Source organism: Bacteroides helcogenes P 36-108 (assembly GCF_000186225.1).
Classification (GTDB): Bacteria; Bacteroidota; Bacteroidia; order Bacteroidales; family Bacteroidaceae; genus Bacteroides; species Bacteroides helcogenes.
Genome location: NC_014933.1, coordinates 2,429,550 through 2,453,088, shown reverse-complemented (window position 1 = coordinate 2,453,088; position 23,539 = coordinate 2,429,550). Strand labels below are relative to the sequence as shown.

Here is a 23,539-nt window from a genome sequence, read left to right as displayed (position 1 = left end):
CGAAGTGTTATTTCAATCCCTTACGTCCTTATGTTATACAGAAAAAAAGTTTCACTCGTCAGAGACTCTGCTTGGGCCATGTCTTCACTATCTCCACCGCCTGAAGGCTGAGATTGATGATGCGGAGCAAGAGATTGAAGATGTATTTCTCATCGTTATGTTCCGCAGCCCAGTTGTTGGGATTGTTGGTGATGCCACTGGCAGGGTCTATTTTCACTTAGCGGTTTTGTCTCCTTTGGTAACAAAGCGCATCTTCTCTACTCGATAGCTGATTTCCTCATAAGCGCAATAGTGAATGTGGGGAAGCATCTTCTTGAGGTTATATCTTATAGTCTGAAGGAGCCAGTCCAAACGTTGCCTTAGAAATTTCAGCCGTAAGAATGGCATAATCACTCTTCTCCGTAATTCCCCTTTCTTTCCACTCATCCGTCAAATTCTGACGAATGGCAATTCCTCTCAAACGTTTGTCAATCCAATCCTTCGGATAACCTTTCTGCTCATAAAGTTCTTTCATTCGCTCTTGGGCCAATTCCGGATTTTCAATTTCCTGCACACGCTCATAGCCCACCTGCGCCAACCAAAGTTTGAAAGGCTCAGCCTTAGCAGAAGGGACAGATTGAATGATACGAAATAGTCCTTTTATATTTGCTGCTTGAATCTTTCTTCTCTTACCGTCTTCTGCCGTCATTTGAACTGGGGTACAAATTGTACCCCAGTTCAAATTTAACGCTTCATCTCTTGAACGCATCTTCTTTATATATTGCTTTGGATCAGCACTATCAGTTAGTGCTTCCACTACATCTACAACGGAAAAGTACCATTGCTGCTCTTTTTCGTCCCATGCAGAACGGATTTTTTTATCTCGAAACAATTTAATGTTACTCATTTGTTTTATATTTTATTTTAATAACGTTACCTAATCTATCTACTTTAACAGGAATACAAATATTCTTTATCATTTCACCATCCCACGATTTTTCAGCTTTATTATTAGCCCCCAATACTTTAGCGGGAATAATAGCATTTGATATACTTTGAGGTATAAAAAAGCATTGATTACCAGAAGATGAAACCATTTTATAAATCCTCCCCCTATCTAACGGTTCATTTATCCTACCAAATTCCCGTTCTTCTTCAGTTGGCAGATATACCAAATCATTGGGAGATAGCCAAACACATATCAAAATCCCCTAATATAGCGGCATCCATCGGAATAATTCTGCTCCCTGCCATTTCTATCCAAATCCGTTCGACTTGTTCATTAATTACAGAATTTATTACAGCCCACCCTATACTATTGGTTCCCAAATCTAATCCAAGTATCGTTTTCATAGTACCATATTTTGAATTTTTTTCTCAAAGATATTTTTTTTATTGATATAAGCATTGTTTTTCCATATTTATTTCTACATTTGCCAAACTAAAATGAAGCAAATCACAATAAGGATTATTCCGTTGTGAAAACATTAGGTTCCCTCGTCCTTCAACGGGGGATTTTCTTTTTATAACTTCTATCTACAAATTCACCATAAACTAAAAAATACCTCCCAAAACACTACCTTCCGTACCACTATATTTTATATCTTTGCTTACTAAGAACTAATCGTCCCATGTCTGTTTTCTTTTCGTCCAACAGTTGTCGGACGATTGTTATACAGTTGTCGGACGATAATGCAACAGACATGGGACGATTAGTTTTTAGTAAGTAAAATATTAGTTCACTTAGCGACAGAAATTAATCGCCGAAACGGAGAAGATAGTTTCTCGCAACAAACAAAAGCAAGTATCTTATGAGCGCCTATTACGACCTTTATGAAACGCCTTCGCCCGACGGAAAAGAAGACAAGAAATCACTTCATGCACGTATCTGCCCCAAGAGGACTTATACCCGGAAAGAATTTGTGGAGCATGTAGCCATGTTCCAACACCTGCCCAAGAACATGATAGGAGCCGCATTGGATGCCTGCATCGACGATCTGTGCGACTTGCTGGCCGACGGAAACATCGTGGAACTGGGAGAACTCGGATTCTTCAGCACTTCCCTGAAGTGTCTGCGGGAAACCGACGACGAGAAAAAGAAAATCCGTTCCGAATCCGTCCGGTTCCAAAACGTACACCTGCGCATCAGCAGCACCTTTCGCAGAAACATCAAAAGTGCCATGACGCTGGAACGCACACACTCCGCCACAAAGAAGCCGAAGAATGGGAAAGCCACCACGGAAGAGATGAGAAAGGAAAAGCTAACACTGTTCCTCCAACAGAACGTGTGCATCAACAAGAATGAGTACATCCGGCTGAGCGGGCTGACGAGACATGCCGCCATAGACGAGCTGAACAAATTCATCGTGCAAGGATTCTTGCGCCGACGCGGAATGGGAAAATCAACGGTCTATGTCCGGCAAGAGGAGATGCCCGCACAAGAGAACACGATTCATTCATAAACAAATAGACAAAAAGGAAATGGAAGATTCTACAGAAATCAAGCCCGCCACGCAGTGGTTCGTCTTCTTCAAAGACCAATTGCTGCTAAGAAAGGGATATACAGAAAAAGGAGAGATAAAATACAGTGTGCCCGTCGGCACAGAGCCGCCGCTGAAACCGGAGGCAGAAAGAGAGATACACGACGTGTTCCCACCGGGCGGCAAGCAAGTACGCGCATTTGCCGTCAAAAAACCGATAATGGAAACGGACGAGTGGATAATGATAGGATTGCGGGCTTCGTATGAATATATCACTACGGACGAGTACCGTTCGGCAGGAAAAGCGTTCCAGATACTCTACTGGGACGAGCACAGCCGCTTTTGCCCCGTATGCGGCACACGCATGGAGCAGCAGACACCTATCATGAAGAAATGCCCGGAATGCGGAAACGAAATGTACCCGCCTGTCAGCACCGCCATCATTGTACTGATACGGAAAGGAAAGGAAATCTTACTGGTGCATGCCCGCAACTTCCGGGGAACCTTCTATGGACTGGTGGCGGGATTCCTCGAAGCGGGCGAAACGCTGGAAGAATGCGTGGAACGGGAAGTCATGGAAGAGACGGAACTGAAGGTGAAGAACATCACTTATTTCGGCAACCAGCCCTGGCCCTATCCCAGCGGGCTGATGGTGGGTTTTATAGCCGATTACGAAAGCGGGGAAATCAAGTTGCAGGACGACGAACTAAGTGCGGGTGCATTCTATTCCAAAGAAAACCTGCCTGAAATTCCACGCAAGCTGAGCATTGCCCGGAGACTGATTGACTGGTGGCTGGAGAACAACAATTAAAGAGTTAAGTTTCAGTAGAGGAAGATAAAGAAAACTTAGTAGGGACGGAAAAGTTCTTTTTTACGATTAACCTTTTTCACAATCATTTCTTACAGTATTCTGTGATATGTTGCGTCTAATCTACAACCAGGGCTCAACAATGAACAGAAAGGACAAGCTACATGGACTTTTTAGATATGAAATAAGGTGCAAGCGGCCTCCTGCCGCTTGCACCTTATTTACATTAAGAATCAAATCTTCTTAAATGCCGAGTGACTTGCGTACTGCTTCCACTTTTTCCTCTGCATCAGCATTGGCTCCGGCATAGCATTTGGGGCATCCCATTTCGCCTTTCACTTCCATATAGAACTTTATCTTCGGCTCCGTGCCCGAAGGGCGGACAGAGATTTTAGTACCGTCTTCGGTGAAGTATTGCAAAACGTTGGATGGTTCCGGCATATCCAAATCGCTTGTCTTACCTGTGGCAACATCAGTCTGCTTCAGAGTCTTGTAGTCTTTAATCAGAGTGACTTTAGAACCTCCTATCTCTTTCGGAGGATCGGCGCGGAAATTATCCATCATTGCCTTGATTTCTTCCGCACCACTCTTGCCGGGTTTCACTACATTTACAGTTGTCTCTTTGGAGAAACCATATTCCACATAAATATCCATCAGAACCTCATACAAGGTCTTACCCTGATCCTTTGCCCAAGCACAAATCTCAGCCAGCAAAGAACATGCGGATACGGCATCTTTGTCACGCACAAAGTCTTCTGCCAGGAAGCCGTAGCTTTCTTCACCGCCGCCGATATATTGCTGCTTGCCTTCACTCAACCTGATTTCACGGGCAATCCATTTGAAACCGGTGTAGCAATCACGCATCTCTATTTTGTTCTTGTCTGCAACGGCTTTTATCAGTTCAGTCGTTACGATAGTCTTCACTATAAAATCATCAGGTTTCATCTTGCCCATCGCAATACGGTTCTTGATGATATAGTACAAGAAAATCAGGCAAGTCTGATTACCGTTGATAAGTACCCATTCACCTTTGTCGTCTTTACAAGCCATCCCCACACGGTCAGCATCCGGATCACTTGCCATCACGATGTCGGCGTCAATCTTCTTAGCCAATGCAATGGCCATAGAAAGCGCTTCGGCGTTTTCCGGGTTCGGAGAAACCACTGTCGGGAAGTTTCCGTCCTTCACCATCTGTTCGGGCACGCAATTGATGTTCTCAAATCCCCACTCTTTCAGCGAATCGGGAATAAGCACTCTGCCCGCACCATGAAGCGGAGTATAGACAATACTGAGATTCTTTTGACGTCTGATGACTTCCGGATCGATAGATATGGAATGAACCTTATCCAGATAAATATCATCAACTTCCTTGCCGATAATTTGGATAAGCTCTTTATTGCCATTAAATTTAATATCGCTGACGGTCACTTTATTTACTTCGTCAATAATAGCCGTATCATGTGGAGCGAGCACCTGAGCGCCGTCATCCCAATAAGCCTTGTAACCGTTGTATTCTCGCGGATTATGGCTGGCGGTAATGTTAATTCCACTTTGGCAACCAAAGTGGCGGATGGCAAACGATACTTCGGGAGTAGGGCGCAAGTCATCAAAAAGATATACTTTAATGCCGTTTGCCGAGAAAATATCAGCAGAAATCCGGGCAAACTTATCACTGTTATTACGGCAGTCGTGACCTACTACTACGGAAATCTGTCCTTTGCCTGCAAAACATTTATTCAGATAGTTGGACAGTCCTTGTGTGGCAGCACCCACCGTATATATATTCATGCGGTTAGTTCCGGCTCCCATTATGCCACGCAAACCGCCCGTTCCAAATTCCAGATCCTTATAAAAGCTGTCTATCAGTTCTGTTTTATCGGGGTTTTCCAACATCCGTTTCACCTCTGCCTGAGTTTCGGCATCATAAGCCGGGGTAAGCCATTTTTCAGCTTTCTCAGTGACCTGCTTAATCAATTCCTTATTTTCCATAAGACCATATTTTGTTTAAAGATTAATATAAACGTCTTTGCCAAGACACAAATGTAGGATAATAAGTTTGAATATCCTAAAATAGCCGGCACAATCTGTGCAAGAGGCTTATTCAGGTATTCTGTATCTATTTCCCGTTTGCTTGACGTATTCTTCAAGAAATTCCTTGGGATATCCCGGACGGATGACTCCGGCAGGCTGGCCGATGGCATTACGCTCGAACTTCCCCTCCTTCATACGCTTGACAACACCATCATTATACTTCACGATAAGGAATTCGCCAAGGCGCTTCCAAGTATCAAAAGTGCTTTGTGCCGTCATGTTTGTATAATTTGTAAGGAAGGCTTTTGCTTTAGCGGGGTCTTTCTCCAATAGTTTTGCGGCAGTAGCCTCAATGCCTTCCTGCGCTTCGTTGAAGGCTGTCTCCAACTCTGTCTGAGTGGCACGAACATCATTAATCATAAGGTCATAGCGGGGATAAACCATATTGGCCACCCAGTTGAAAATCCAGAAAGCGGAGTTCCAGGAAAAAGTAATGTAATCGGCGCCGTCCACCCGGGTGTAGCATGCGGGGATTTTATCCGTACAACAATATACAGGAGTAAACACCGTCATGTTGGCATCATCCGTACCGAACCACAATACACCACCAACGGCATCGGGTAGTTCAGAACGCATTTGGGCAACGAATACGAATCCTGTTTGCTGGGTAGAAATAGGACGTTCATTGAAATATTCCTGATCACCTACCTTGAAAGAAAGAGGAGAAAGACGGTACGGAGTATGGAACGGTCCGGCTCCGAAATCCTTGCTGATATCAAGGGGAGTTCCTTCGTAATGGTCGCGCATGGCGTTCTTGACATCCTGAACGGAGATTTTACGATTCGGTTTCAAGAAAAGCGGCATCGGAGTATCTGTCTCACCCAATATATAAGGCAAAAACTCATTGCCACGGTCGGTAAACATATTAAAATAGCTCCATACACGAGCCTCACAATAACGACGGGCGCCAAAATCAAGCGGAGCGTATGCACCGGCAAAACTGAAATCTTTGTTTACCCCCTCGAAATAACCTTTCTCACGCGCAAAAGAGATAACATCAGAAGAATACATACAATTTTCCTTGTCATTCATATTAAATTGATGGATGCGGCTTTGATTGGCATGGGCAGAAATGCAGTCATCAGGCACACGGACAGCCACCCAGACAGCTCCACGCACACCGGGTCCTTTACCGATCATCTCCATAATCCATATCTCATTAGGATCGGCGATGGTAAAAGACTCGCCACCGCTGTAATATCCATATTCCTGTACCAGCTCCGTCATTACTTTAATGGCTTCACGGGCAGTACGCGAACGCTGCAACCCTAAATAAATCAGACTTCCATAATCAATGATACCGGTTGTATCAACCAACTCGGGACGTCCGCCGAAAGTCGTTTCGCCGATGGTAAGCTGAAATTCGTTCATATTACCGATGACGTTGTAAGTCTGGCGCGCCTGCTCTATACGGCCGAGATACTTGCCGGTGTCCCACTCATGGATATCAATCAGTGTACCTTTCTTGTGCAGGCCGGCGGGATAGTGGTACAGCTCACCGAACAGACCATAAGAGTCGGCAGAGTAAGAAACGATTGTAGAACCGTCTGTCGAGGCATTTTTGCCTACAATAAGATTGGTACAAGCCAGGGCATTTACCACAGATGCAACCGCCAATAAGACGAAAAGAGTCAGCCTTTTGTTTTTCATACTTCAGTCATTTTTAATTATTGATTCTATTTTCATATATGTTTGTCTCCCCTAATCAGTGCCGCTACCACAGAAACTCCCATCGTTCCGTCGTCCGGTTGCCGCACCCGTCCGTCACAGTCATCTCTACAAGATGTTTCCCACCTTTCTTCACACGGTTCGGGTTCAGTTCGCAAACGATATTCCCACTGATGGAATTCAGTTTGCCAAACAAGGCGTATTTCCCGTCAATCGTACCACGATAGCTACTGATACCTGTTTCCCGGTCTTTTGCTTTAAACACGACACGTCCGCTACTCCCCCACCGGGCCTTGTTCACCGGAAAGATTTCGGGAGGAATGGTATCTACGGCAACCGTATAAGTAGCCAAGTCACGAATACGGACCTTCATGGAGCCGTCTTCATACTTTCCACCAACGCTGTACTTTCCACCACGGGCGGTGACACCCGCCACATAATATTTCGTCATATCTTCCACCGGACGACATCGCAGGCCTATACTCATTTCGCAGGCTCCATGCATGGGGATACGTGTATCGTTAAGTTGATAGGTAAAAGCAATATCCCCGCTATCAGCCCGCACGGCATAGTTAAGCCAGACATTGTCATAAAGCATCCCCTTAGGAACTACCAATTCCAGTCCAGGCTCCTGGAGGAAATTCACTTTATCCCACTTGAATGCATACTTTTCACGGTGCTCCACCGGCGAGATATCCGTTTTTTCCCCTTGTATGGTAAAGCGAACTTTGGATGTATTGCCCAATGCATCACTCAAGGTATAGACAAACTGATAGGGTCGTTCTTCATTGATCTCCACCACCCCCCGGTTACCATTGGATGCAGTCAACATACGCAAATGGTTGCCCGGCTCTATGAAAGACTTCATGTATTGCCCATACGTCCACGAATTAATATAGAGGTTTTCATCGTACGCATAGCGGTCTATCACGCTACGGAACACCTCTTTGCCGTCCACCTCCAAGATAACGGTTTTCACACCATATTTATTGGGCACTCCATCCATATAGTCATACGCACGGATACCCGTTCCTACCATCCCCCATGCCGTAATGGCTTTCACCGGTCTGGCAGGGAATGTCTGACAGGCTTGCCTGCCTTCCACAACTCCCTTTCCCGGTTGCGGAAACAGTATGATTCCCTCAGCACGCGGAGCCGTGTTATCCTTCACCTTATCCGTAAAAAAAGGCAAAGGGTCCACATAATCTCCTGTCTTTGTTTCAATTACATCCAAATGCAGATGAGGGCCGAAAGAATATCCCGTATTGCCGCTTAGGGCAATGACCTGCCCCACCTTCACAGGATACTCGTCCGGTTTAGGAACAATCTCTACTTCCCAACTCTCCTTTTCATACTGAAGTTTCTCCACTCGTTCGGCCACCTTACCCACAAAGGCGCTGAGGTGGCGGCAAATGGTGGAATAACCGTTGTCATAAACCACATCGAGCACATAGCCGGAACCATGAGTCACACGAATACGTGAAATATACCCATTGGCCAGAGCACGCACCGGTTTGCCGATGACGCCGCCGGTCTTGAAGTCAAGTCCGCCATGAAAGTGATTGGCGCGTATCTCTCCGAAATTACCGGCAAAAGTCATGGGAAAATCAAAGGGGGGAGCAAAAGAAACCTTGCCGGTACTGGAAGTCTCTTGCGCATATCCATTCTGCACACTGCCTACAAAAAATAGAAAAGGAAGAAATATAGAATACTTCATGTCTTACAAAATCAATGTCACTTTTTAATAGGTGCAAAGATAATGTAAAATTCGAACTTTTTGTCACCACACAGCCTGTTTTCTGCTGTTAAACACCCCTCTACCAATGACACCGAAACCGATAAATCACTATCTTGCGCCATGTTTAACCCTTAAAACTCATAAGGTTATGATTATCGGAGTACCTAAAGAAATCAAGAACAACGAGAATCGTGTAGGAATGACCCCTGCCGGAGTAGCCGAACTGGTGAAACGCGGTCATACCGTGTATGTGCAAGCCTCGGCAGGTGCAAACAGCGGATTCTCTGACGATGACTACATCGCCGCAGGTGCAAAGACCTTACCGACCATTGAAGACACGTATGCCGCCGCCGGCATGATTGTCAAGGTGAAGGAGCCCATCGCACCGGAGTACAAACTGATTAAAAAGGGACAAGTGGTATTTACCTACTTCCACTTTGCAGCCGATAAATTATTGACCGAAGCCATGATTGAAAGCGGAGCTGTCTGCATCGCCTACGAAACCGTAGAGAAAGAGGATCATTCACTTCCGTTGCTCACGCCCATGAGCGAAGTAGCCGGACGCATGGCCACCCAGGTAGGAGCGCGCTTCCTTGAAAAACCTCAAGGCGGGAAAGGAAAACTGATGGGAGGCGTTACCGGTGTACGTCCCGCACGCGTATTGGTGCTGGGTGGCGGTATAGTAGGCACAAACGCCGCACAAATAGCCGCCGGAATGGGCGCCGAGGTTTTAATCGCCGATATAAGCCTTCCCCGCCTGCGCTACCTTAGCGAAGTATTGCCCAAGAATGTGAAAACTCTCTATTCTTCCATCCACAACATCAAGACGGAACTGCCGAATATAGACCTTGTAATCGGCTCCGTTCTTATTCCGGGAGATAAGACACCGCATCTCATCACACGGGATATGCTGAAGATTATGAAACCCGGCAGTGTACTCGTAGATGTCGCTATAGACCAGGGAGGCTGTTTCGAAACTTCCCGTCCCACTACCCACAGTGAGCCCACTTATGTGATAGATGACATCGTACACTACGCAGTGGCAAACATCCCCGGAGCTGTACCTTTCACCTCTACCATGGCACTGACAAATGCTACACTGCCGTACACCGTGTCCCTGGCATGCAAAGGATGGCAGAGAGCTTGCAAAGACGATCCTGCCCTGGCATCGGGACTGAATATAGTGGAAGGAAAAGTAACGTATGAAGCCATAGCAGACGTATTCGGGCTGAAATATGATCCGATAAAACTGTAAAGTGCAACAAACGACAGTGCCGAATGATTTGCCGGCTATTTTGTAAGAATATGCTGACAGATCATTCGGCACTGTTTTCTTTATACCCTGCTACCAATTATCTCCGCAAACAGAGAATCTTTCGCGTGCTCTTCCGTATTCTTCAACTAACTCCTGCATCACCGCCGATACTGATTGTATCCCTTTTCCGCAAAGCAGAGCAGAGACTTGCCCTATCTCCAGCTCTCCCTGTTCAATGTCGCCTTCAAAAATCCCCAGTTTGGCCCGCCCACGTCCTAAAAGCACGCGTAGTTCCTCCTCATTCGCACCGGTAGCCTCAGCCGCTTCCACAGCATCGCGAAAACCGTTGCGCACAAGACGTACAGGAGATACCTTTTTCAATAACAGCCGAGTATCGCCTTCTTCCAGATGCAAACAATAATCCTTGAATGCATTACTGGCGGAACTCTCTGCCGTCAGTGCGAAACGTGTGCCGACTTGCACCCCTTCTGCTCCCAATGCATGGACGGCAAGCATTGCCTCGCCGGTAGCAATACCTCCGGCAGCAATCAATGGCAACGCAGTGACGGCCCGTACAGCAGGCACAAGGCACAAAGTAGTGGTTTCTTCCCTTCCATTATGCCCTCCGGCTTCAAATCCCTCGGCAACTACGGCATCAACCCCCGCTTCTTCCGCCTTCCCGGCAAAATGTGAAGAAGAGACGACATGTGCCACAATTATGCCACGATCGTGCAGCCAGCCCGTCCACTTCTTGGGACTGCCTGCGGAAGTAAATACAATCTTCACACCTTCGTCCGCCACTATCTGCATTATTTCTTCTATCTGCGGATACATCAAAGGAATATTTACACCAAATGCATGATGAGTAGCCTCACGACATTTGCGAATATGCTCACGAAGCGTATCAGGATGCATGGAACCTGCTCCCAACAAGCCCAGACCACCCGCATTACTTACCGCGGAAGCAAGCCTCCAACCACTGCACCATACCATCCCGCCTTGAATAATCGGATATCTTATTCCGAAAAGAGAAGTTACCCTATTCATCGTCTTTTAATTTTAAAGGATTACTTATGAAAACAAAGGAGGAAGAAATAAAGTTCATTCACTTATCAACTTCACCGGTTGCTTTATTAAGACAGTGGTCGAGTCGCCATACAACTTCAAGACTTCCAATGTGCGGGCACGGCGTTTACGCCCTTTAAAGTTCCAAAACTCACGGGTAAAAGGAACCATTAAGTCCAAACCGCCGATTCCAACACCCCCGCCGGCTCCAACACCATCAGCTCCCTGCCAGCCGCCTACAGCCATATTGTTGGCACGTTCCGTCACCCGATAGCGCAAACCGGTAGCCTCAATCTGTTCCAATGTTTCACGCGAACCCGCATCCGAAGGTTTTTTCGCCCAATTGGTGGGAATGGTAAGTGTTTTAAGTTTATAGAACTCATCGCCACGCCAGGTATTCTCGTCTATTTTAATCTTTTTCTGATAAACGGGATCCCAATTATACTTGGTATTGGCCGTATAAGGACGCAATGACAACCTGATCAGCTTCTTGGGCTCTCCCGGCAGTGATGCCGGCAAAGTGGTATCGAAATCCATCCAAGGCTTATCAACCGACATTTCCGGAACTCCCCGAATACTCTTCTCCAACTCTTTCAAAGCATTCCGGTTCAGCTTTACCTCCCCATCCCCTTTTAGCAGTTGCTGCAGTTTCAACGAGTCCTGCGACGTCCAGTTTTGGGCGCAAAGAGGAAAGGCTACTGCAAAGAGCAGCCCTAATATAGATATAGATATCCTCACCTGATCGTCTGATTACTTGATTCTTACCACCACATGTACCCACTTCCGCAAAGCGGCTCATCGTAACAAGGGTCAATAGTCCACATGGTACGCGGATATTTCCTTCCCTCCCACCAACGACGGTAACGAGTGGCAGCATCGAGCACTTCCTCATCCGAAAGGAAATATATCCCCTCATAATTTTCGGCATCCGTATGTACCATTTTACACCCCATCGAAGCATTGTGTCCGAGACGAATCGTTTCCACAGTCCATAAAATACATTCTCCCAAACGAAGCTTTCCACCGGCCGAATAAGAAACCGTAGCCAAAGGAAAAGAAGAAATAACCGTCAGGTCCTCGGCGTACTTCAGCAACGCTTCAATGTCTCCGGTTGAAAACTTCGGTACATTGCTCTGGCCGTCCGGACTTTGAGTAGAATATTTGCCGGCCTTTAATTGCTTCACAAACAGTTCCACGTCCGGATGATTGTAATCCAATGCCTCTTTTGTACAAGACATTACAGAAAGTGTAAAGAACACGAGCAACAAAATGCGCCCGAATATATATAATCTATCAGATATAGCCTTCATTTTCATATCGTATTTCAGATTAATAGGTCATACGTACTCCACATAATAGGTTCAAATTGACAGGACGTTCTGTACGCAATGATTTTGTCGGTGAATCCGTATCGAAATGATGCGAGACGGACGGCTCTGCAAACAGGGCAAAACGATCATTCACTTTATAACGAGCCCCTATTCCCGCCATCACAGAAAGCTGTACCGGCTCTGCCTTAAAGCTGTTGTCAGAAGCTCCCGCAATGCATTTCTCGATAGCCCCCCCCAATGTAGCGTAAAAATTGACTTTAGGAGAACTTGCGAACGTTGCATTCAGTTTAACGGGAATTGCCAAGGTATGTAAAGTGCGATCGGCGGGCAAGCAATTGTACTGCAAACCGGCTTCCAAACCCAAATAGCTGTTCAAGCGATGCTCGGCCGAAATTGCGGCAGTAAACGGCATGTCCCCCCCCCTCTTGGGCAAAGAAGAACCGAAAGCGATTTTTACTGCCCAATTACGGGGCCTCACCATGTTTCCCACTTTAGGAGCTACCTGCTTATCATCAACAGAAATCGGAGAATCTATATCCGAATTTGCATTTGTGCCGTCGGTACTCGTCTGACGAACATTCCGGACAGAATTACGATAGTCATAGAAACCGCTTTCCTGCTGCCGGTCATTTCCGTAAACTCTTTCCGTGATTGTGATGGATACATGAAGGGAAACTGACTCATCTTCCACTTCTTTCACCGACCCTTCCTGCACACAATCTGCCGGCTGTTTCATTCCCGGTCTATGCGCTGTGGAAGATGCCTGACGAACAGGGGGGAAGTTTTCTTGTACTACATCTCCATTCAGGTTTCCCTCAGGTGTCATGACTGCAACCTGTGTAAAGGCTTCTTTTATCTCTTCTTTCGGAGAGAAATACCAGAAAGCGGCGGAAACAGCCCCCAAAGCAAAAACGACTGATGCAGCAGCCACTACCCGGTAAAATCCCGGAGAAAGAGAAATGCACTTCCGGACTCCTGCTTCCTGCGAAAGCAAGTCCTGTTGCAATGTTTCCCAAAAGCCTTCCCGCACCGTCATCTCTGCATCAGACAGACGACTACGGAACAAACTGTTTATTTCATCTTTTTCTCTCATTTTCAGTATATTCTTTAATCCTTTTTGCTAACAAACATTTGGCACGATACAACTGTGAAGTAGATGAATGTTCCTTGATATGAAGTATCCCGGCAATCTCCTTATGAGATTTCTCCTCAAAAACATACAAGTTGAACACGGTACGGCATCCATCCGGCAATTCTGCCACAAACGCCATCAACACTTCTTCAGAAAGGCGGCTGCCGGTTTCGGCGATACTTGCCTCGTCCGGCACATCCGGAAGTTGTTCTTCATTTACCACCAATTGGCTGAAACGTTTCTGTTTCCGCAAGTAGTCTATGGCCTGCGTCACCATTACTCTCGTCACCCACGTACTCAACGCACATTCTCCACGAAACGTGAAGTGAGTGAAGATTTTAATGAAACCATCGTGCAATACGTCATGAGCCGCATCTACATCGCCCGTATAGCGGTAACACACCGCCAGCATCTGCCTGGAATAAAGGGTGTACAATTCCTTGCGGGCTGAATCTTTTCCTGCCCGACAGCCCTCTATTAGTTCTATCTCATTTTCCAATGTCAGTGCTCGTTTTACGGACGCCTCTTTGCGTCGTTTGTTAGTTAGACGCAGCATTCTTGAAAATGCTGCTGAATAAACTCTAAAAAGAAGTTAAAGAATGGAATATCTTCTACTTCGTACCATATTTCTTTTCAAGAATCTGCATCACCTTATCAAGCTTTTGCTCAATACGCTTCTGGTAGTCAGGAGTGAAATATCCTTGCGGTATCTTCAAGAGGTTTCGCAACTTCCTATCCGAAAGATAGATTTCCCATGCTTCCCAACCGCCTTCATTAACCTTTTCATTCTGTTCATCGGTCAGCGACAAAAAAAATGGGAAAAAAGCATCTTCTTTCATATCATAATAGAGCTTGATAGACATTTTATATCTTTCTAATGCTTCATAAGCATCTATCAACGACAACAGAAGTTCCTTATCAGATATTTTTTGCATTAACATCGAGTTTTTAAGTATATCCAATGCATTTCGCGTATAATAGAAGCCACCAATCTGACCGATGGAAAAGCGAAATTGTTTCAATGAATCTTCCGGTATCGCCCGGCAATTCATATTATGCTTCACCAACAGAGCCGAAAGATGCTCATCTTCACTGAACCTAACCACAATCTTATCAAAGCTCTCGCGATTATTGGCTAATTCATCCTTAATCAAAAGCATAGTAGCCTTAATGTCTTTCTGTTCCGAACATCTGGTTATCAATCCACTGCCGCCAAACGTAATCAACACGCCAATCACCACAATAGAGGTTTGTCGGATGTAGTCTCCCATTCGCCAACTTTTGATAGTTGTTTTTACCTTATTCCAAACGATATTTGTCTTCATAATCTTCTTTATTTCATTCTCCTCTGAAACGCATTATCTATTACACCGAAACAGACCATCTGTTACACCCAAGTACATCATCTGTTTTTCTGGAGTAATTAGTCTACTGATTATCAACAGAAAGCCTCCCATAAATCTGCCGTTGTGCAGCATTATTTATGAGAGGCTTTCCTTATTGTTCTGCAATAATGCTTTCCGCCTTTGTCAACACGCTTTGAAGCTCATATCCAGTCCTTTTACAGAGTGAGTCAGAGCACCGACCGAGATAAAATCTACACCGCATTCGGCATAGTCGCGGAGCGTATCAAATGTGATACCGCCGGATGATTCGGTTTCATAACGACCTCCCACCATCTCAACTGCCTTCTTTGTCATCTCAGGTGTAAAGTTGTCGAACATGATACGGTCAATGCCACCCAAATCAAGTACTTGCTGCAATTCATCGAAATTGCGTACCTCGATTTCTATCTTGAGGTCTTTACCTTTTTCCCTGCAATACTCCTTGGCACGGGTAATGGCTTTATCAATACCTCCAGCAAAGTCCACATGATTGTCTTTCAGCAGGATCATGTCAAACAAACCGATGCGATGGTTTACTCCACCACCGATCTTTACAGCCATCTTTTCAAGGATACGCATTCCAGGGGTAGTCTTGCGGGTATCAAGCACGCGTGTATTCGTACCCTTCAGTTTCTCCGCATATTTATGTGTCATGGTGGCAATACCACTCATACGTTGCATAATGTTCAGCATCAACCGTTCTGTCTGCAACAAAGACTGTATCCTGCCTTCCACAATCATGGCGACATCTCCCGGTTTTACCTCAGCGCCATCATTGATAAACACTTCCACTTTCATGGCAGGATCGAAGCGGCGAAACACCTCTTTGGCTATCTCAATGCCGGCAAGGATACCGGCTTCTTTAATCAAAAGTTTAGATTTACCCATAGCCGTGGCAGGAATACACGAAAGTGTGGTATGATCCCCATCGCCTATATCCTCCGCAAAAGCCAGGTCTATCAGCCTGTCAATCAATTCTTCTTCCTTATTCATTTATCTTGTCTATTCTTATTTGATGTATGACATATTTATTTTGTACCCTTCTGAAGAAACAATTCACCCGAAAGTTTCCGTTGGCAGTAGTCAAAGTACCAATCACGAACCCTGACTCGTCACGCTTACCCTGATGATTTACATCGAAGCCACTCACCTTGTTGCCGGAGAAGAAAGCGGACATCGCATCTTCCGCCGTCAACTTGTCAGCACAGATCGATTTATTCTGAATAATCAGATCCACCTTATCACCCAGATACCTGTTAAGTTCCTGAGAGTCTCCCTTCTTGAAAGCCACAACCACTCCCACAGGAACCTCCTGAGCAAAAAGCGAGGACATCCATAAAAAGAAACCGGTCAACAATAAAACTACTCGTTTTTTCATTTCCACAAGTATTAACGATAGGCAAAGGTAAGCATTTATCGTAAAATACAATAAAAAAGTGCTAAATTTGTGCGCTAATCAAAACAGAACCAGCATGAAAACAACTCTGCTCGTCGTAGGACGAACTGTAGAACAACACTTTATTACGGCTATCAACGATTATGTACAGCGCACCAAACGGTATCTTTCATTCGAAATGGAGATCATCCCCGAACTGAAAAACACCAAAAGCCTCTCTATGGAGGTACAGAAAGAGAAAGAAGGAGAATTGATATTGAAAGCGCTCCAGCCCGGTGATGTCATTGTTCTGCTGGATGAGGGGGGAAAAGAAATGCGCTCCATAGAGTTCGCAGACTATATGAAGCGCAAGATGAATACCGTAAACAAACGGCTGGTCTTTATAATCGGTGGCCCTTACGGATTCTCTCCAAAGGTGTACGATGCGACACACGAAAAAATATCCTTGTCGCGTATGACTTTTTCCCACCAGATGGTACGCCTTATTTTTGTGGAACAGCTCTACCGGGCGATGACGATACTAACCGGGGGGCCGTATCACCACGAATAGTTGAGAGGTGAAAGTTACCATGCGGGATACAGCGCAGCAAACTCTCAACTTTCACCTTTCAACTATTTTCAGCTCCGTGACACTTGGAACCCCTTATCCGAAAGGGACATCTCCACAAACCGGGCACGCGGATTCGGAGCGTTCCGGGTCAAGATTTCACGGATACGAACCGCCGCCTGCGGATCTTTGGCCACCATATAGAGATAACCTCCACCACCAGCTCCGGGCAGCTTATATCCTAATGTATAATCTTTTATCCGATTGATAATGGCTTCTACTTCCGGAGGATTCGTTCCGCAATCCAATGCCTTATTTTGTGTCCAGGTCTTTCCGACCAATGCACCAAAATTTCCGAAGTCATTCCGCTGGATGGCTTCCGCCATATCAAGGGCATGTGCTTTCATTTCTTCCAATAATCCCAGATGTAAGGATGAATTAAGGAACATGGCTCTTACAATTTCCGCAAGAATCCCCTTTGCAATGCGCGTAATGCCCGTGTAGTACAGCAAATGGCAATCTTTGTATTCAGGATTGGTAAACAAATGTTCGGGTAACCAGCGTACTAATGGCTGCTGGGCAAATCCGGATTCTGTCTGTAAAAGTTTTATGCCCTGCAATACACCACCGTACTGATCCTGCCAGCCGCCGCCCGTGGTCAACAACTGCTCCAATGCAAGAGTGCGGCGACATATTTCATTCTTGTCCCACATCAATCCGCAGAAATCACTCAACGACCCCAAAACCGTAGAAGCCAATATGGAGCTTGTACCTAAACCAGAACCCGCAGGTATGGCCGAAAGCAAAGTAATCTCTATGCCTGTGCCGAAAGCTTCCAGTTGTTTTTGGAGTGACGGATAAGACGTATCCGAAAATGCAGGCACAAAACCGGCCAGCGCAAGTGCGGCTTTAGGAATGGAAAAAGGAGAGCCTACCCTGCCATAATCCTGAAGTTCCTCGAATGTATTCACCACTTCCATTGCCCCCATATCTATGGATCGCAACACAATGCGGTGTTCTACACAAGACTTTATATAAACCTGCAAGGGCGGTTGTCCATTCAGTTCGATGGCAATGTTCACAACATTTCCACCGGCAAACAAAGAATAAGGAGGAGTGTCCGTCCACCCGCCGGCCATGTCTATGCGTACAGGACTGCGCCCCCATACAATCTGGTCACTATATATATTCAGGTGCGGCCGGAGCTTTCGTTCATACAAAGCGGAAAGCAATCCTTCGCGCAACAAGCCGAACGCAGCCTGTTCATCAGTCTTAAATTCTTTTCCGTTCAATTTTTCAATCTGTGCCCGTAGCATCCGGTTATGTACTCGTTGCATCAACGGAGCATCGGCGGACAAAACCTCTGGTTTGCCAAGTCCGAACTTATGAAATTCATCCGCTACATCGGCCAGATCAAGCTGGTAGAATACGCTTTTTTCATGGTTGCGAGCCAGTATCTCCCAATTTCCCTTGCAGAAATTCTCACGCTGTGCATATAGCAGTCGCAAATCAGCCTGGGCAGAAATTTCATCGGCAGATAAACGGGTGCGGTTCAGCCAGATATCTTTCCCCCCCGCCAATCCGGGTTCTGAAACCATCCAGCGGAGTACTCGCCCCATTTCTGTCTTATCACTCACTGTGGGAAAAATAGCGGCAGCCTGCAAGTCATCTTTTCTCCCTGTCACATCTTCGATTGTCAGCCTGCGCTCTTTCAGCCACACACTGAACGGTTTTCCTAAAAACAACGTACTTTCTTCACGGATATCTCCCTTAAAAATATCATCGAAACCATAAGGACGCACCGCCCAACATCCATTCTTTACAGGCACTATATCTATACAGACCCCATCTGGAACAGCCAGCATCCAGTCATTTTCAGGAACACCTGTTATAATTTGTCGCACACCCAATGTCCATGACGAGGCAACATAGCTGTTCTCGATCCAAATATTATCATTCTTGGGGGTAACAGGAATATGTACCTCTGCATTCTGTATGAAAATCGCCGGATTGGGTTTTACCTTCCGATGCATAATCTGCCGTTGATCATAAACTTTATTCGGCAGGGTGACGGTAGAGGACAACAGTTCCCGGCTTGTGCCATAATGATAAAACTCTCCGGCGGGCAACGGAAGTATTGCCACGGACAATTTATTCAGTTCCTCGTCCGTAATATGCGGATGTTCTCCCAAAGCCAAGCCAAAATCGGAATATAAATCATAATATTTCAAATCAGAATATGGGATATTCTGATCCGAAGCGCCTTCTTCTTTTTGTGAACGCTTCATCAACAGTTCCACTGCCCTGTCGCTCAATAGCCAAATTCCTATATCCATCAGAAACAGATGAGTTTTGGAAAGATTCTCCAGTTCTTTCAGCGATGGTTTCTGCAACATAAAATCAAGCGCTTCGGGAGATTTCCGGTCAGAGACAAATACCCCGTGATGTGTAGCCAATACCGGATCTACCCACAATCCATAACATACCACGTCTGCATCGGGTATCTCCTGCAAAGGTTTCTCTGCACGTATATATACATCACCGCTTGCAATCAGAGTACGCAGATTTTCAGGAGCACGATCCATGATTTTCTCATAAAGCGGAAGTTGCAGCGAAAGAAGGTTCTGCCCCAGTTTCTGACCGCGCGCCCAACGAAATACGGGTATCGGTGTCAGTATCTTCCCGGAGGGTGCATAGCCCGGCAAGCGCCGGCTCTGCCCTCCGGCATGCAGCAATATGCGCTTTTCCACCGAATGTGCCGCATTTCGGTTATTATACCATTCACGTAAGAGCCAGGCAGTTCCCCCACCCGATCCCAACTTCATTCCTGCCGGGTCGGAAGTACAAAACCACTCTGTACGATCTACATTTTCCAATTCATAAAACGCCGATACCAGATTAGGCGGCAAAGACAATAATTTTTGCATATCCGATTGCTGTATTGCTTAATATTTAGCAACAAAGTAAAGCATTCTTGGGCAATTGGCACAAAAAAAACTTCAATTTATTTGAAAGATACAGGAAAGAAACAAAAAGGATAACATTATATGGATTTGTGCAGCCTAAAATATTTCTTCATAAAACAGATATAAATGAAGACAAGAAACAGAATCACTGCCGATAAATACCAATAACCATGATTCATGCAGAAGACATATCCTGCTATAACTACAGCTTGCACCGCCATATAAACAGAAGAAACCACCACATGGGGAATCTTCAACTCATTCGCCATAAGCTGATACAAATGCTTACGGTGAGGCAAACCGATATTCTCATGAAGCATCAGGCGGTGAATGATAGTCAACACACTGTCAACACCATAGACGGACAGCAGGACAATCCAACTGAAATCCCCCGTACGGATAATCAGTTTGCCTATCAGGAAAAGAAGAATAAAAGCAATACTTACAGAACCCACATCACCCGCAAAACACTTCGCTCTCTTGCGGAAGTTGAAGAAACAGAAGACCATGACGGAACAAATCACCGTATAAATGAAATCACCTTCAACAAAAGGGATGAACTCTGCGTTGATTATCGCCAAGGCAGTTAGCACAACCAAGGAATAACCGCCCGTAATGCCGTTGATCCCATCCATGAAGTTATAGGCATTGATGATACCCGTGCAGATAATCAAGGCAATGACAATCCACCACCAAGACAAAGAAAACAAACCCCACTGACAGAACATCAATCCCATGGCCGAGAAATGGAAAAGCAATCTCGTTATCTGCCGGGTGGACTTGATATCATCCACAAAGCTGATGAACGTAACCAGTGTCAGGGCAAGCATAAACAAGGGGTATTCAAAGCCACTCGTCAGAAAGTAAGCCAACGCGCCGAAATAGAAAATGATACCACCGCCACGCAAAGTGACTCTCGTATGGGAACTACGCTCGTTTGGCTTGTCTATGATATTACACTTGTCAGCCACCCTAAAATAAAAAAGTTCTGCCACGAATAGCAGAACCAAAACTATCAAATAATACATCATTCGTTTCTGTTTATCAGATAAAACCAAAACTGAATACAGGCAAACAGGAAAGAGACAATTCCTGTCACAGCCAATATGATCCCAAAATATACGCTCATTCTATCTTGAAATTCTCCAATACACTCATCGGTATCCATCCTAACTCACGTACCGCCTTCTCGTTACTGAAAGTCAAGGACTTCGTTATCTTCCTTAACTTCAGAGAATTGATCGGAGCTTTCTTCCCCAAACAATCACCTATCAAGGCCATGCATTTAGCCATCCAATATGGAATTGATACTGGCAGACTCCTATTTAGCTGCCTGCAAATAACTGTTTCAAGTTCCCGGAAAGTAGGCTGATAACTATCACACACATTATAGATACCTCCTTTTTCCACCAACAGAGGAACTAATTTTGCAATGTCCTGCACCATCAATACGCTTTTCCGTGCCCGGCTTCCGGCAATACTGAGATATCTGCCACTACAGATACCATGAATCATGGCGCCTAAATTACCCGGAGGATTGGAACCGGCAATAAGGGAAGGACGGATAATGCCCAAAATGACATTATGCTCATAGCACCATTTCTGCAAATACTCTTCCGCAAGACGCTTACTCACAGCGTATGGAGTAACCCCATCCAAAGAGTGTTCTTCCGTGATGTTCTCTCCATAATCACAGCCATATACAGCCACAGTAGAAATAAAGATGAAAGCCCGTGGTATTCCTTTCTTCTCCAATGCAGTACAAAGATTCTTTGTACCTTGCAGGTTCACATCAAAGAACACTTGCTTTTCCGCTTCCGTTTTGGGTACAGAATGCGCCTTTCCGGCTGCGTGAAGAACAACATCATACTGTTCACGCAGTTCCGGAATTGCCTTCGCTATGTTTACAGTATAGTTATCCTGCGGCAGCAAGCCAATAGTACTAACGTCGTACATCCTCTCGAAAAGAGGACACACGTTATTACCCAAGAACCCGGAGGCTCCCGTAAATAAAAGTTTCATAAAAAATGTAACAGGAAAAGATATTTAGAAAATACAAATTGGTCCTACTTAATAAAAATCTCCTATCCCAATTGCAGGATTTCTTCTATTTCGTTAGAAAACCAATAAGAAGATTTTGTAAGCGATGAGGATCTTGTCTCCCATCCCATATCATTATCACTTCAATTCTATCCTCAACTACTTGATAATAAATATGATTCTGTTTATAAAACACACATCTAATCTCCCCATACTGAGATAAATGCGACAATTCTCTGCCCAAACGGGGAGAACACCCTAATGATTCAATGAAAGATATCATCTTTACAGCAATATCATCCGCTGTTTTCTTTCCAAAGAAACCTTGCACATATTGTAGGATATCCGAGAAAGATTCAAGAGCTAAATCTGACCAAACTACTTCCATCCTAATCTTTCAGACAGCAACCCATACACTTCCTTATTGGGAATCATTCGTCCTTTTTCGCGAGCCATCTGAACATATTTTATTGCCCCCACAAGCACCTCGTCCGGCAGATAATCAACATCCTCCCTTACAGTAGAATATTCTATTGCAGGTTCGTTAACAGCTTGGCTATTCCCCTCTTGTTTTTTATATGGCTTGATCTTGCTCATTTGCTCTATTTTTTCACAAAGATACTTGGCTATATTGAAATATCCTAATAATCATTCACTTATTTGTGTCTTCAGATATAACTTCCTCACAAACCATATATCATGCTCCACCATTATCTTCACCAATTCAGAAAAACTTGTTTTCGTAGGATTCCAACCGAGCAGTGTCTTGGCTTTCATAGGATCACCTAACAATTGTCTGTTCCAGGCTCCGGTTCTTTCTCCCGGAGCCTCAAAAAGTTCTGCCGAAGCTAATACTTTATTAAATTCCTGATTGTCCATGCCCTGTCCTTATCATAAAGATACTCAAAACCAAGACATAAACAAATACATTTAGCATTATTATTTGATATCCAAAGATTTGGCAACAGGATTCTGTAACAATAAAGCCACATCTTTCCATGTTATGCTGTATACCTCCTCATCATCATCATGGCTTACCCGCATAAACCTATACCCGGGCATGAAGTACTGCTCGTAAAGACTGAAAGAACGGTTATCATAGACGAACAGACGAACTTTACGACGGCCTTTCGATATAACGATGAACACCTCATCCTTTTCCGATACCCGGTTCAATTGCCGATGGATGATGGAAAGTGCCCGGCTGTTCTTGCAATGGAAGTCGTGGAAGTTCCTCAAGTAATAAAAACGATCCATTCCCGTAGCGCTCAGCATAAGACCTCCAACTTCTTCACCTGCTTTCTCAGACCATAGTAGCTTAGGTTGCGTTACTATTATGTGAACCCCATTGCCCATACGGAGATCTATCATCATTTTTAACGGAAGGAATCCCGTTTCCTCCCTTCTTTCCTGGATTGGAGGGGTTGAATCCGCCACACAAGCCTCCAATTGGTTGACCGTTGACATGTACTTCCACGATCTGATGTCGTTTATCCTTATACCATTTATGAAAGAGGTTATAAAGAACCTCGTTTTTCTGGCAGAAATCCTGAAGGGACTCGCCCCGTGGAACTGCCTCCGCTTTGTAACGGATGAAAAGCCGTTCGAAATCCCTGCTGCTATAATTCTTATATTTGATTGATAGCGACGAAGGGCGA

Annotated in this window: 25 protein-coding genes and 1 pseudogene; 4 read left to right on the top strand and 22 right to left on the bottom strand. The window is 45.1% G+C overall.

Features of this window, described 5'->3' with window-relative positions:
- Positions 1-58: 58 nt before the first annotated feature.
- From BACHE_RS17585 to BACHE_RS17580, 4 genes are all read right to left on the bottom strand, one after another.
- Positions 59-217 (bottom strand): hypothetical protein, encoded by a 159-nt coding sequence (locus BACHE_RS17585; protein ID WP_187289267.1) that lies wholly within the window; start codon positions 215-217, stop codon positions 59-61.
- Positions 218-319: 102 nt separating this feature from the next.
- Positions 320-886, bottom strand: a complete 567-nt coding sequence (locus tag BACHE_RS09935) for a BRO-N domain-containing protein (protein WP_245530870.1) — start codon at positions 884-886, stop codon at positions 320-322.
- Positions 879-1,154: a hypothetical protein gene (locus BACHE_RS17030; RefSeq protein WP_245530869.1), complete on the bottom strand. Its 276-nt coding sequence runs from the start codon at positions 1,152-1,154 to the stop codon at positions 879-881. Before BACHE_RS17030 ends, BACHE_RS09935 begins: the two co-directional genes overlap by 8 nt.
- Position 1,155: 1 nt before the next feature.
- Entirely contained in the window at positions 1,156-1,332 is a 177-nt protein-coding gene (locus tag BACHE_RS17580; RefSeq protein ID WP_187289266.1) for a hypothetical protein, read from the bottom strand.
- Positions 1,333-1,790: 458 nt separating this feature from the next.
- Between BACHE_RS17580 and BACHE_RS09925 the strand changes: the two genes are divergently transcribed.
- Positions 1,791-2,441: an HU family DNA-binding protein gene (locus BACHE_RS09925; RefSeq protein ID WP_013547567.1), complete on the top strand. Its 651-nt coding sequence runs from the start codon at positions 1,791-1,793 to the stop codon at positions 2,439-2,441.
- 19 nt (positions 2,442-2,460) lie between these two features.
- Positions 2,461-3,270, top strand: a complete 810-nt coding sequence (gene nudC / locus BACHE_RS09920; RefSeq protein WP_013547566.1) for an NAD(+) diphosphatase — start codon at positions 2,461-2,463, stop codon at positions 3,268-3,270.
- Between the two features lie 240 nt (positions 3,271-3,510).
- Here the strand turns inward: nudC and BACHE_RS09915 are convergent, their stop codons facing one another.
- The 3 genes from BACHE_RS09915 to BACHE_RS09905 form a co-directional block, all read right to left on the bottom strand.
- On the bottom strand, positions 3,511-5,256 hold the full coding sequence (locus BACHE_RS09915) for a phospho-sugar mutase (RefSeq protein ID WP_013547565.1): 1,746 nt from the start codon (positions 5,254-5,256) through the stop codon (positions 3,511-3,513).
- Between the two features lie 108 nt (positions 5,257-5,364).
- Positions 5,365-7,008 carry a C69 family dipeptidase gene (locus tag BACHE_RS09910; RefSeq protein ID WP_013547564.1) on the bottom strand — a complete coding sequence of 548 codons (1,644 nt, stop codon included), beginning with the start codon at positions 7,006-7,008 and terminating at the stop codon, positions 5,365-5,367.
- Positions 7,009-7,072: 64 nt separating this feature from the next.
- The gene (locus BACHE_RS09905) at positions 7,073-8,743 is read right to left on the bottom strand and encodes a M23 family metallopeptidase (protein WP_013547563.1); all 1,671 of its coding nucleotides are present in this window, start codon (positions 8,741-8,743) and stop codon (positions 7,073-7,075) included.
- A 169-nt stretch (positions 8,744-8,912) separates the two neighbouring features.
- Between BACHE_RS09905 and ald the strand changes: the two genes are divergently transcribed.
- Positions 8,913-10,019: an alanine dehydrogenase gene (gene ald, locus BACHE_RS09900; RefSeq protein ID WP_013547562.1), complete on the top strand. Its 1,107-nt coding sequence runs from the start codon at positions 8,913-8,915 to the stop codon at positions 10,017-10,019.
- 90 nt (positions 10,020-10,109) lie between these two features.
- On the opposite strand, the gene BACHE_RS09895 is transcribed toward ald, so the two are convergent.
- The 8 genes from BACHE_RS09895 to BACHE_RS09860 all read right to left on the bottom strand — a co-directional run bounded on the left by BACHE_RS09895 (position 10,110) and on the right by BACHE_RS09860 (position 16,310).
- Complete coding sequence (locus tag BACHE_RS09895; RefSeq protein ID WP_013547561.1) at positions 10,110-11,066, bottom strand: NAD(P)H-dependent flavin oxidoreductase; 957 nt, start codon at positions 11,064-11,066, stop codon at positions 10,110-10,112.
- 54 nt (positions 11,067-11,120) lie between these two features.
- Positions 11,121-11,822 carry a DUF4858 domain-containing protein gene (locus BACHE_RS09890; RefSeq protein WP_013547560.1) on the bottom strand — a complete coding sequence of 234 codons (702 nt, stop codon included), beginning with the start codon at positions 11,820-11,822 and terminating at the stop codon, positions 11,121-11,123.
- 23 nt (positions 11,823-11,845) lie between these two features.
- Positions 11,846-12,400, bottom strand: coding sequence for a DUF4943 family protein (locus BACHE_RS09885; protein WP_013547559.1), 555 nt, complete (start codon positions 12,398-12,400; stop codon positions 11,846-11,848).
- Positions 12,401-12,413: 13 nt separating this feature from the next.
- A complete protein-coding gene (locus BACHE_RS09880) occupies positions 12,414-13,508 on the bottom strand; it encodes a porin family protein (protein WP_013547558.1) in 1,095 nt (364 codons plus the stop codon).
- On the bottom strand, positions 13,492-14,103 hold the full coding sequence (locus BACHE_RS09875) for an RNA polymerase sigma factor (RefSeq protein WP_013547557.1): 612 nt from the start codon (positions 14,101-14,103) through the stop codon (positions 13,492-13,494). Before BACHE_RS09875 ends, BACHE_RS09880 begins: the two co-directional genes overlap by 17 nt.
- A 55-nt stretch (positions 14,104-14,158) precedes the next feature.
- On the bottom strand, positions 14,159-14,872 hold the full coding sequence (locus BACHE_RS09870; RefSeq protein WP_013547556.1) for a hypothetical protein: 714 nt from the start codon (positions 14,870-14,872) through the stop codon (positions 14,159-14,161).
- 204 nt (positions 14,873-15,076) lie between these two features.
- Positions 15,077-15,925, bottom strand: a complete 849-nt coding sequence (gene nadC, locus BACHE_RS09865) for a carboxylating nicotinate-nucleotide diphosphorylase (protein WP_013547555.1) — start codon at positions 15,923-15,925, stop codon at positions 15,077-15,079.
- Positions 15,918-16,310, bottom strand: coding sequence for a DUF4783 domain-containing protein (locus BACHE_RS09860; protein ID WP_013547554.1), 393 nt, complete (start codon positions 16,308-16,310; stop codon positions 15,918-15,920). The genes nadC and BACHE_RS09860 overlap by 8 nt, the downstream gene beginning before the upstream one ends.
- A gap of 94 nt (positions 16,311-16,404) precedes the next feature.
- On the opposite strand from BACHE_RS09860, the gene rlmH reads away from it, so the two are divergent.
- Positions 16,405-16,878, top strand: a complete 474-nt coding sequence (gene rlmH, locus BACHE_RS09855) for a 23S rRNA (pseudouridine(1915)-N(3))-methyltransferase RlmH (RefSeq protein WP_041579322.1) — start codon at positions 16,405-16,407, stop codon at positions 16,876-16,878.
- Positions 16,879-16,946: 68 nt separating this feature from the next.
- Here the strand turns inward: rlmH and BACHE_RS09850 are convergent, their stop codons facing one another.
- The 7 genes and pseudogenes from BACHE_RS09850 to BACHE_RS09820 all read right to left on the bottom strand — a co-directional run bounded on the left by BACHE_RS09850 (position 16,947) and on the right by BACHE_RS09820 (position 23,255).
- Positions 16,947-19,802, bottom strand: coding sequence for a bifunctional fucokinase/fucose-1-phosphate guanylyltransferase (locus tag BACHE_RS09850; RefSeq protein WP_013547552.1), 2,856 nt, complete (start codon positions 19,800-19,802; stop codon positions 16,947-16,949).
- 116 nt (positions 19,803-19,918) lie between these two features.
- Positions 19,919-20,869 carry an MraY family glycosyltransferase gene (locus BACHE_RS09845; protein WP_013547551.1) on the bottom strand — a complete coding sequence of 317 codons (951 nt, stop codon included), beginning with the start codon at positions 20,867-20,869 and terminating at the stop codon, positions 19,919-19,921.
- Between the two features lie 97 nt (positions 20,870-20,966).
- Positions 20,967-21,863, bottom strand: coding sequence for an NAD-dependent epimerase/dehydratase family protein (locus BACHE_RS09840; RefSeq protein ID WP_013547550.1), 897 nt, complete (start codon positions 21,861-21,863; stop codon positions 20,967-20,969).
- An 85-nt stretch (positions 21,864-21,948) separates the two neighbouring features.
- Entirely contained in the window at positions 21,949-22,269 is a 321-nt protein-coding gene (locus BACHE_RS09835; RefSeq protein ID WP_013547549.1) for a type II toxin-antitoxin system RelE/ParE family toxin, read from the bottom strand.
- On the bottom strand, positions 22,260-22,478 hold the full coding sequence (locus tag BACHE_RS09830; protein WP_013547548.1) for a hypothetical protein: 219 nt from the start codon (positions 22,476-22,478) through the stop codon (positions 22,260-22,262). The genes BACHE_RS09835 and BACHE_RS09830 overlap by 10 nt, the downstream gene beginning before the upstream one ends.
- A 51-nt stretch (positions 22,479-22,529) precedes the next feature.
- Positions 22,530-22,682, bottom strand: a pseudogene (locus BACHE_RS17340) (GDP-mannose 4,6-dehydratase); the annotation flags it as partial.
- A 138-nt stretch (positions 22,683-22,820) separates the two neighbouring features.
- Entirely contained in the window at positions 22,821-23,255 is a 435-nt protein-coding gene (locus BACHE_RS09820; protein WP_245530868.1) for an IS66 family insertion sequence element accessory protein TnpB, read from the bottom strand.
- Between the last annotated feature and the right edge of the window lie 284 nt (positions 23,256-23,539).

What these genes read in the sequence shown, in the direction of transcription:
- BACHE_RS09935 (WP_245530870.1), bottom strand. Translation starts at nt 886, where the DNA reads ATGAGTAACATTAAATTGTTTCGAGATAAAAAAATCCGTTCTGCATGG.
- BACHE_RS17580 (WP_187289266.1), bottom strand. Translation starts at nt 1,332, where the DNA reads ATGAAAACGATACTTGGATTAGATTTGGGAACCAATAGTATAGGGTGG.
- BACHE_RS09925 (WP_013547567.1), top strand. Translation starts at nt 1,791, where the DNA reads ATGAGCGCCTATTACGACCTTTATGAAACGCCTTCGCCCGACGGAAAA.
- nudC (WP_013547566.1), top strand. Translation starts at nt 2,461, where the DNA reads ATGGAAGATTCTACAGAAATCAAGCCCGCCACGCAGTGGTTCGTCTTC.
- BACHE_RS09915 (WP_013547565.1), bottom strand. Translation starts at nt 5,256, where the DNA reads ATGGAAAATAAGGAATTGATTAAGCAGGTCACTGAGAAAGCTGAAAAA.
- BACHE_RS09910 (WP_013547564.1), bottom strand. Translation starts at nt 7,008, where the DNA reads ATGAAAAACAAAAGGCTGACTCTTTTCGTCTTATTGGCGGTTGCATCT.
- BACHE_RS09905 (WP_013547563.1), bottom strand. Translation starts at nt 8,743, where the DNA reads ATGAAGTATTCTATATTTCTTCCTTTTCTATTTTTTGTAGGCAGTGTG.
- ald (WP_013547562.1), top strand. Translation starts at nt 8,913, where the DNA reads ATGATTATCGGAGTACCTAAAGAAATCAAGAACAACGAGAATCGTGTA.
- BACHE_RS09895 (WP_013547561.1), bottom strand. Translation starts at nt 11,066, where the DNA reads ATGAATAGGGTAACTTCTCTTTTCGGAATAAGATATCCGATTATTCAA.
- BACHE_RS09885 (WP_013547559.1), bottom strand. Translation starts at nt 12,400, where the DNA reads ATGAAAATGAAGGCTATATCTGATAGATTATATATATTCGGGCGCATT.
- BACHE_RS09880 (WP_013547558.1), bottom strand. Translation starts at nt 13,508, where the DNA reads ATGAGAGAAAAAGATGAAATAAACAGTTTGTTCCGTAGTCGTCTGTCT.
- BACHE_RS09875 (WP_013547557.1), bottom strand. Translation starts at nt 14,103, where the DNA reads ATGCTGCGTCTAACTAACAAACGACGCAAAGAGGCGTCCGTAAAACGA.
- BACHE_RS09870 (WP_013547556.1), bottom strand. Translation starts at nt 14,872, where the DNA reads ATGAAGACAAATATCGTTTGGAATAAGGTAAAAACAACTATCAAAAGT.
- nadC (WP_013547555.1), bottom strand. Translation starts at nt 15,925, where the DNA reads ATGAATAAGGAAGAAGAATTGATTGACAGGCTGATAGACCTGGCTTTT.
- BACHE_RS09860 (WP_013547554.1), bottom strand. Translation starts at nt 16,310, where the DNA reads ATGAAAAAACGAGTAGTTTTATTGTTGACCGGTTTCTTTTTATGGATG.
- rlmH (WP_041579322.1), top strand. Translation starts at nt 16,405, where the DNA reads ATGAAAACAACTCTGCTCGTCGTAGGACGAACTGTAGAACAACACTTT.
- BACHE_RS09850 (WP_013547552.1), bottom strand. Translation starts at nt 19,802, where the DNA reads ATGCAAAAATTATTGTCTTTGCCGCCTAATCTGGTATCGGCGTTTTAT.
- BACHE_RS09845 (WP_013547551.1), bottom strand. Translation starts at nt 20,869, where the DNA reads ATGTATTATTTGATAGTTTTGGTTCTGCTATTCGTGGCAGAACTTTTT.
- BACHE_RS09840 (WP_013547550.1), bottom strand. Translation starts at nt 21,863, where the DNA reads ATGAAACTTTTATTTACGGGAGCCTCCGGGTTCTTGGGTAATAACGTG.
- BACHE_RS09835 (WP_013547549.1), bottom strand. Translation starts at nt 22,269, where the DNA reads ATGGAAGTAGTTTGGTCAGATTTAGCTCTTGAATCTTTCTCGGATATC.
- BACHE_RS09830 (WP_013547548.1), bottom strand. Translation starts at nt 22,478, where the DNA reads ATGAGCAAGATCAAGCCATATAAAAAACAAGAGGGGAATAGCCAAGCT.
- BACHE_RS09820 (WP_245530868.1), bottom strand. Translation starts at nt 23,255, where the DNA reads ATGATGATAGATCTCCGTATGGGCAATGGGGTTCACATAATAGTAACG.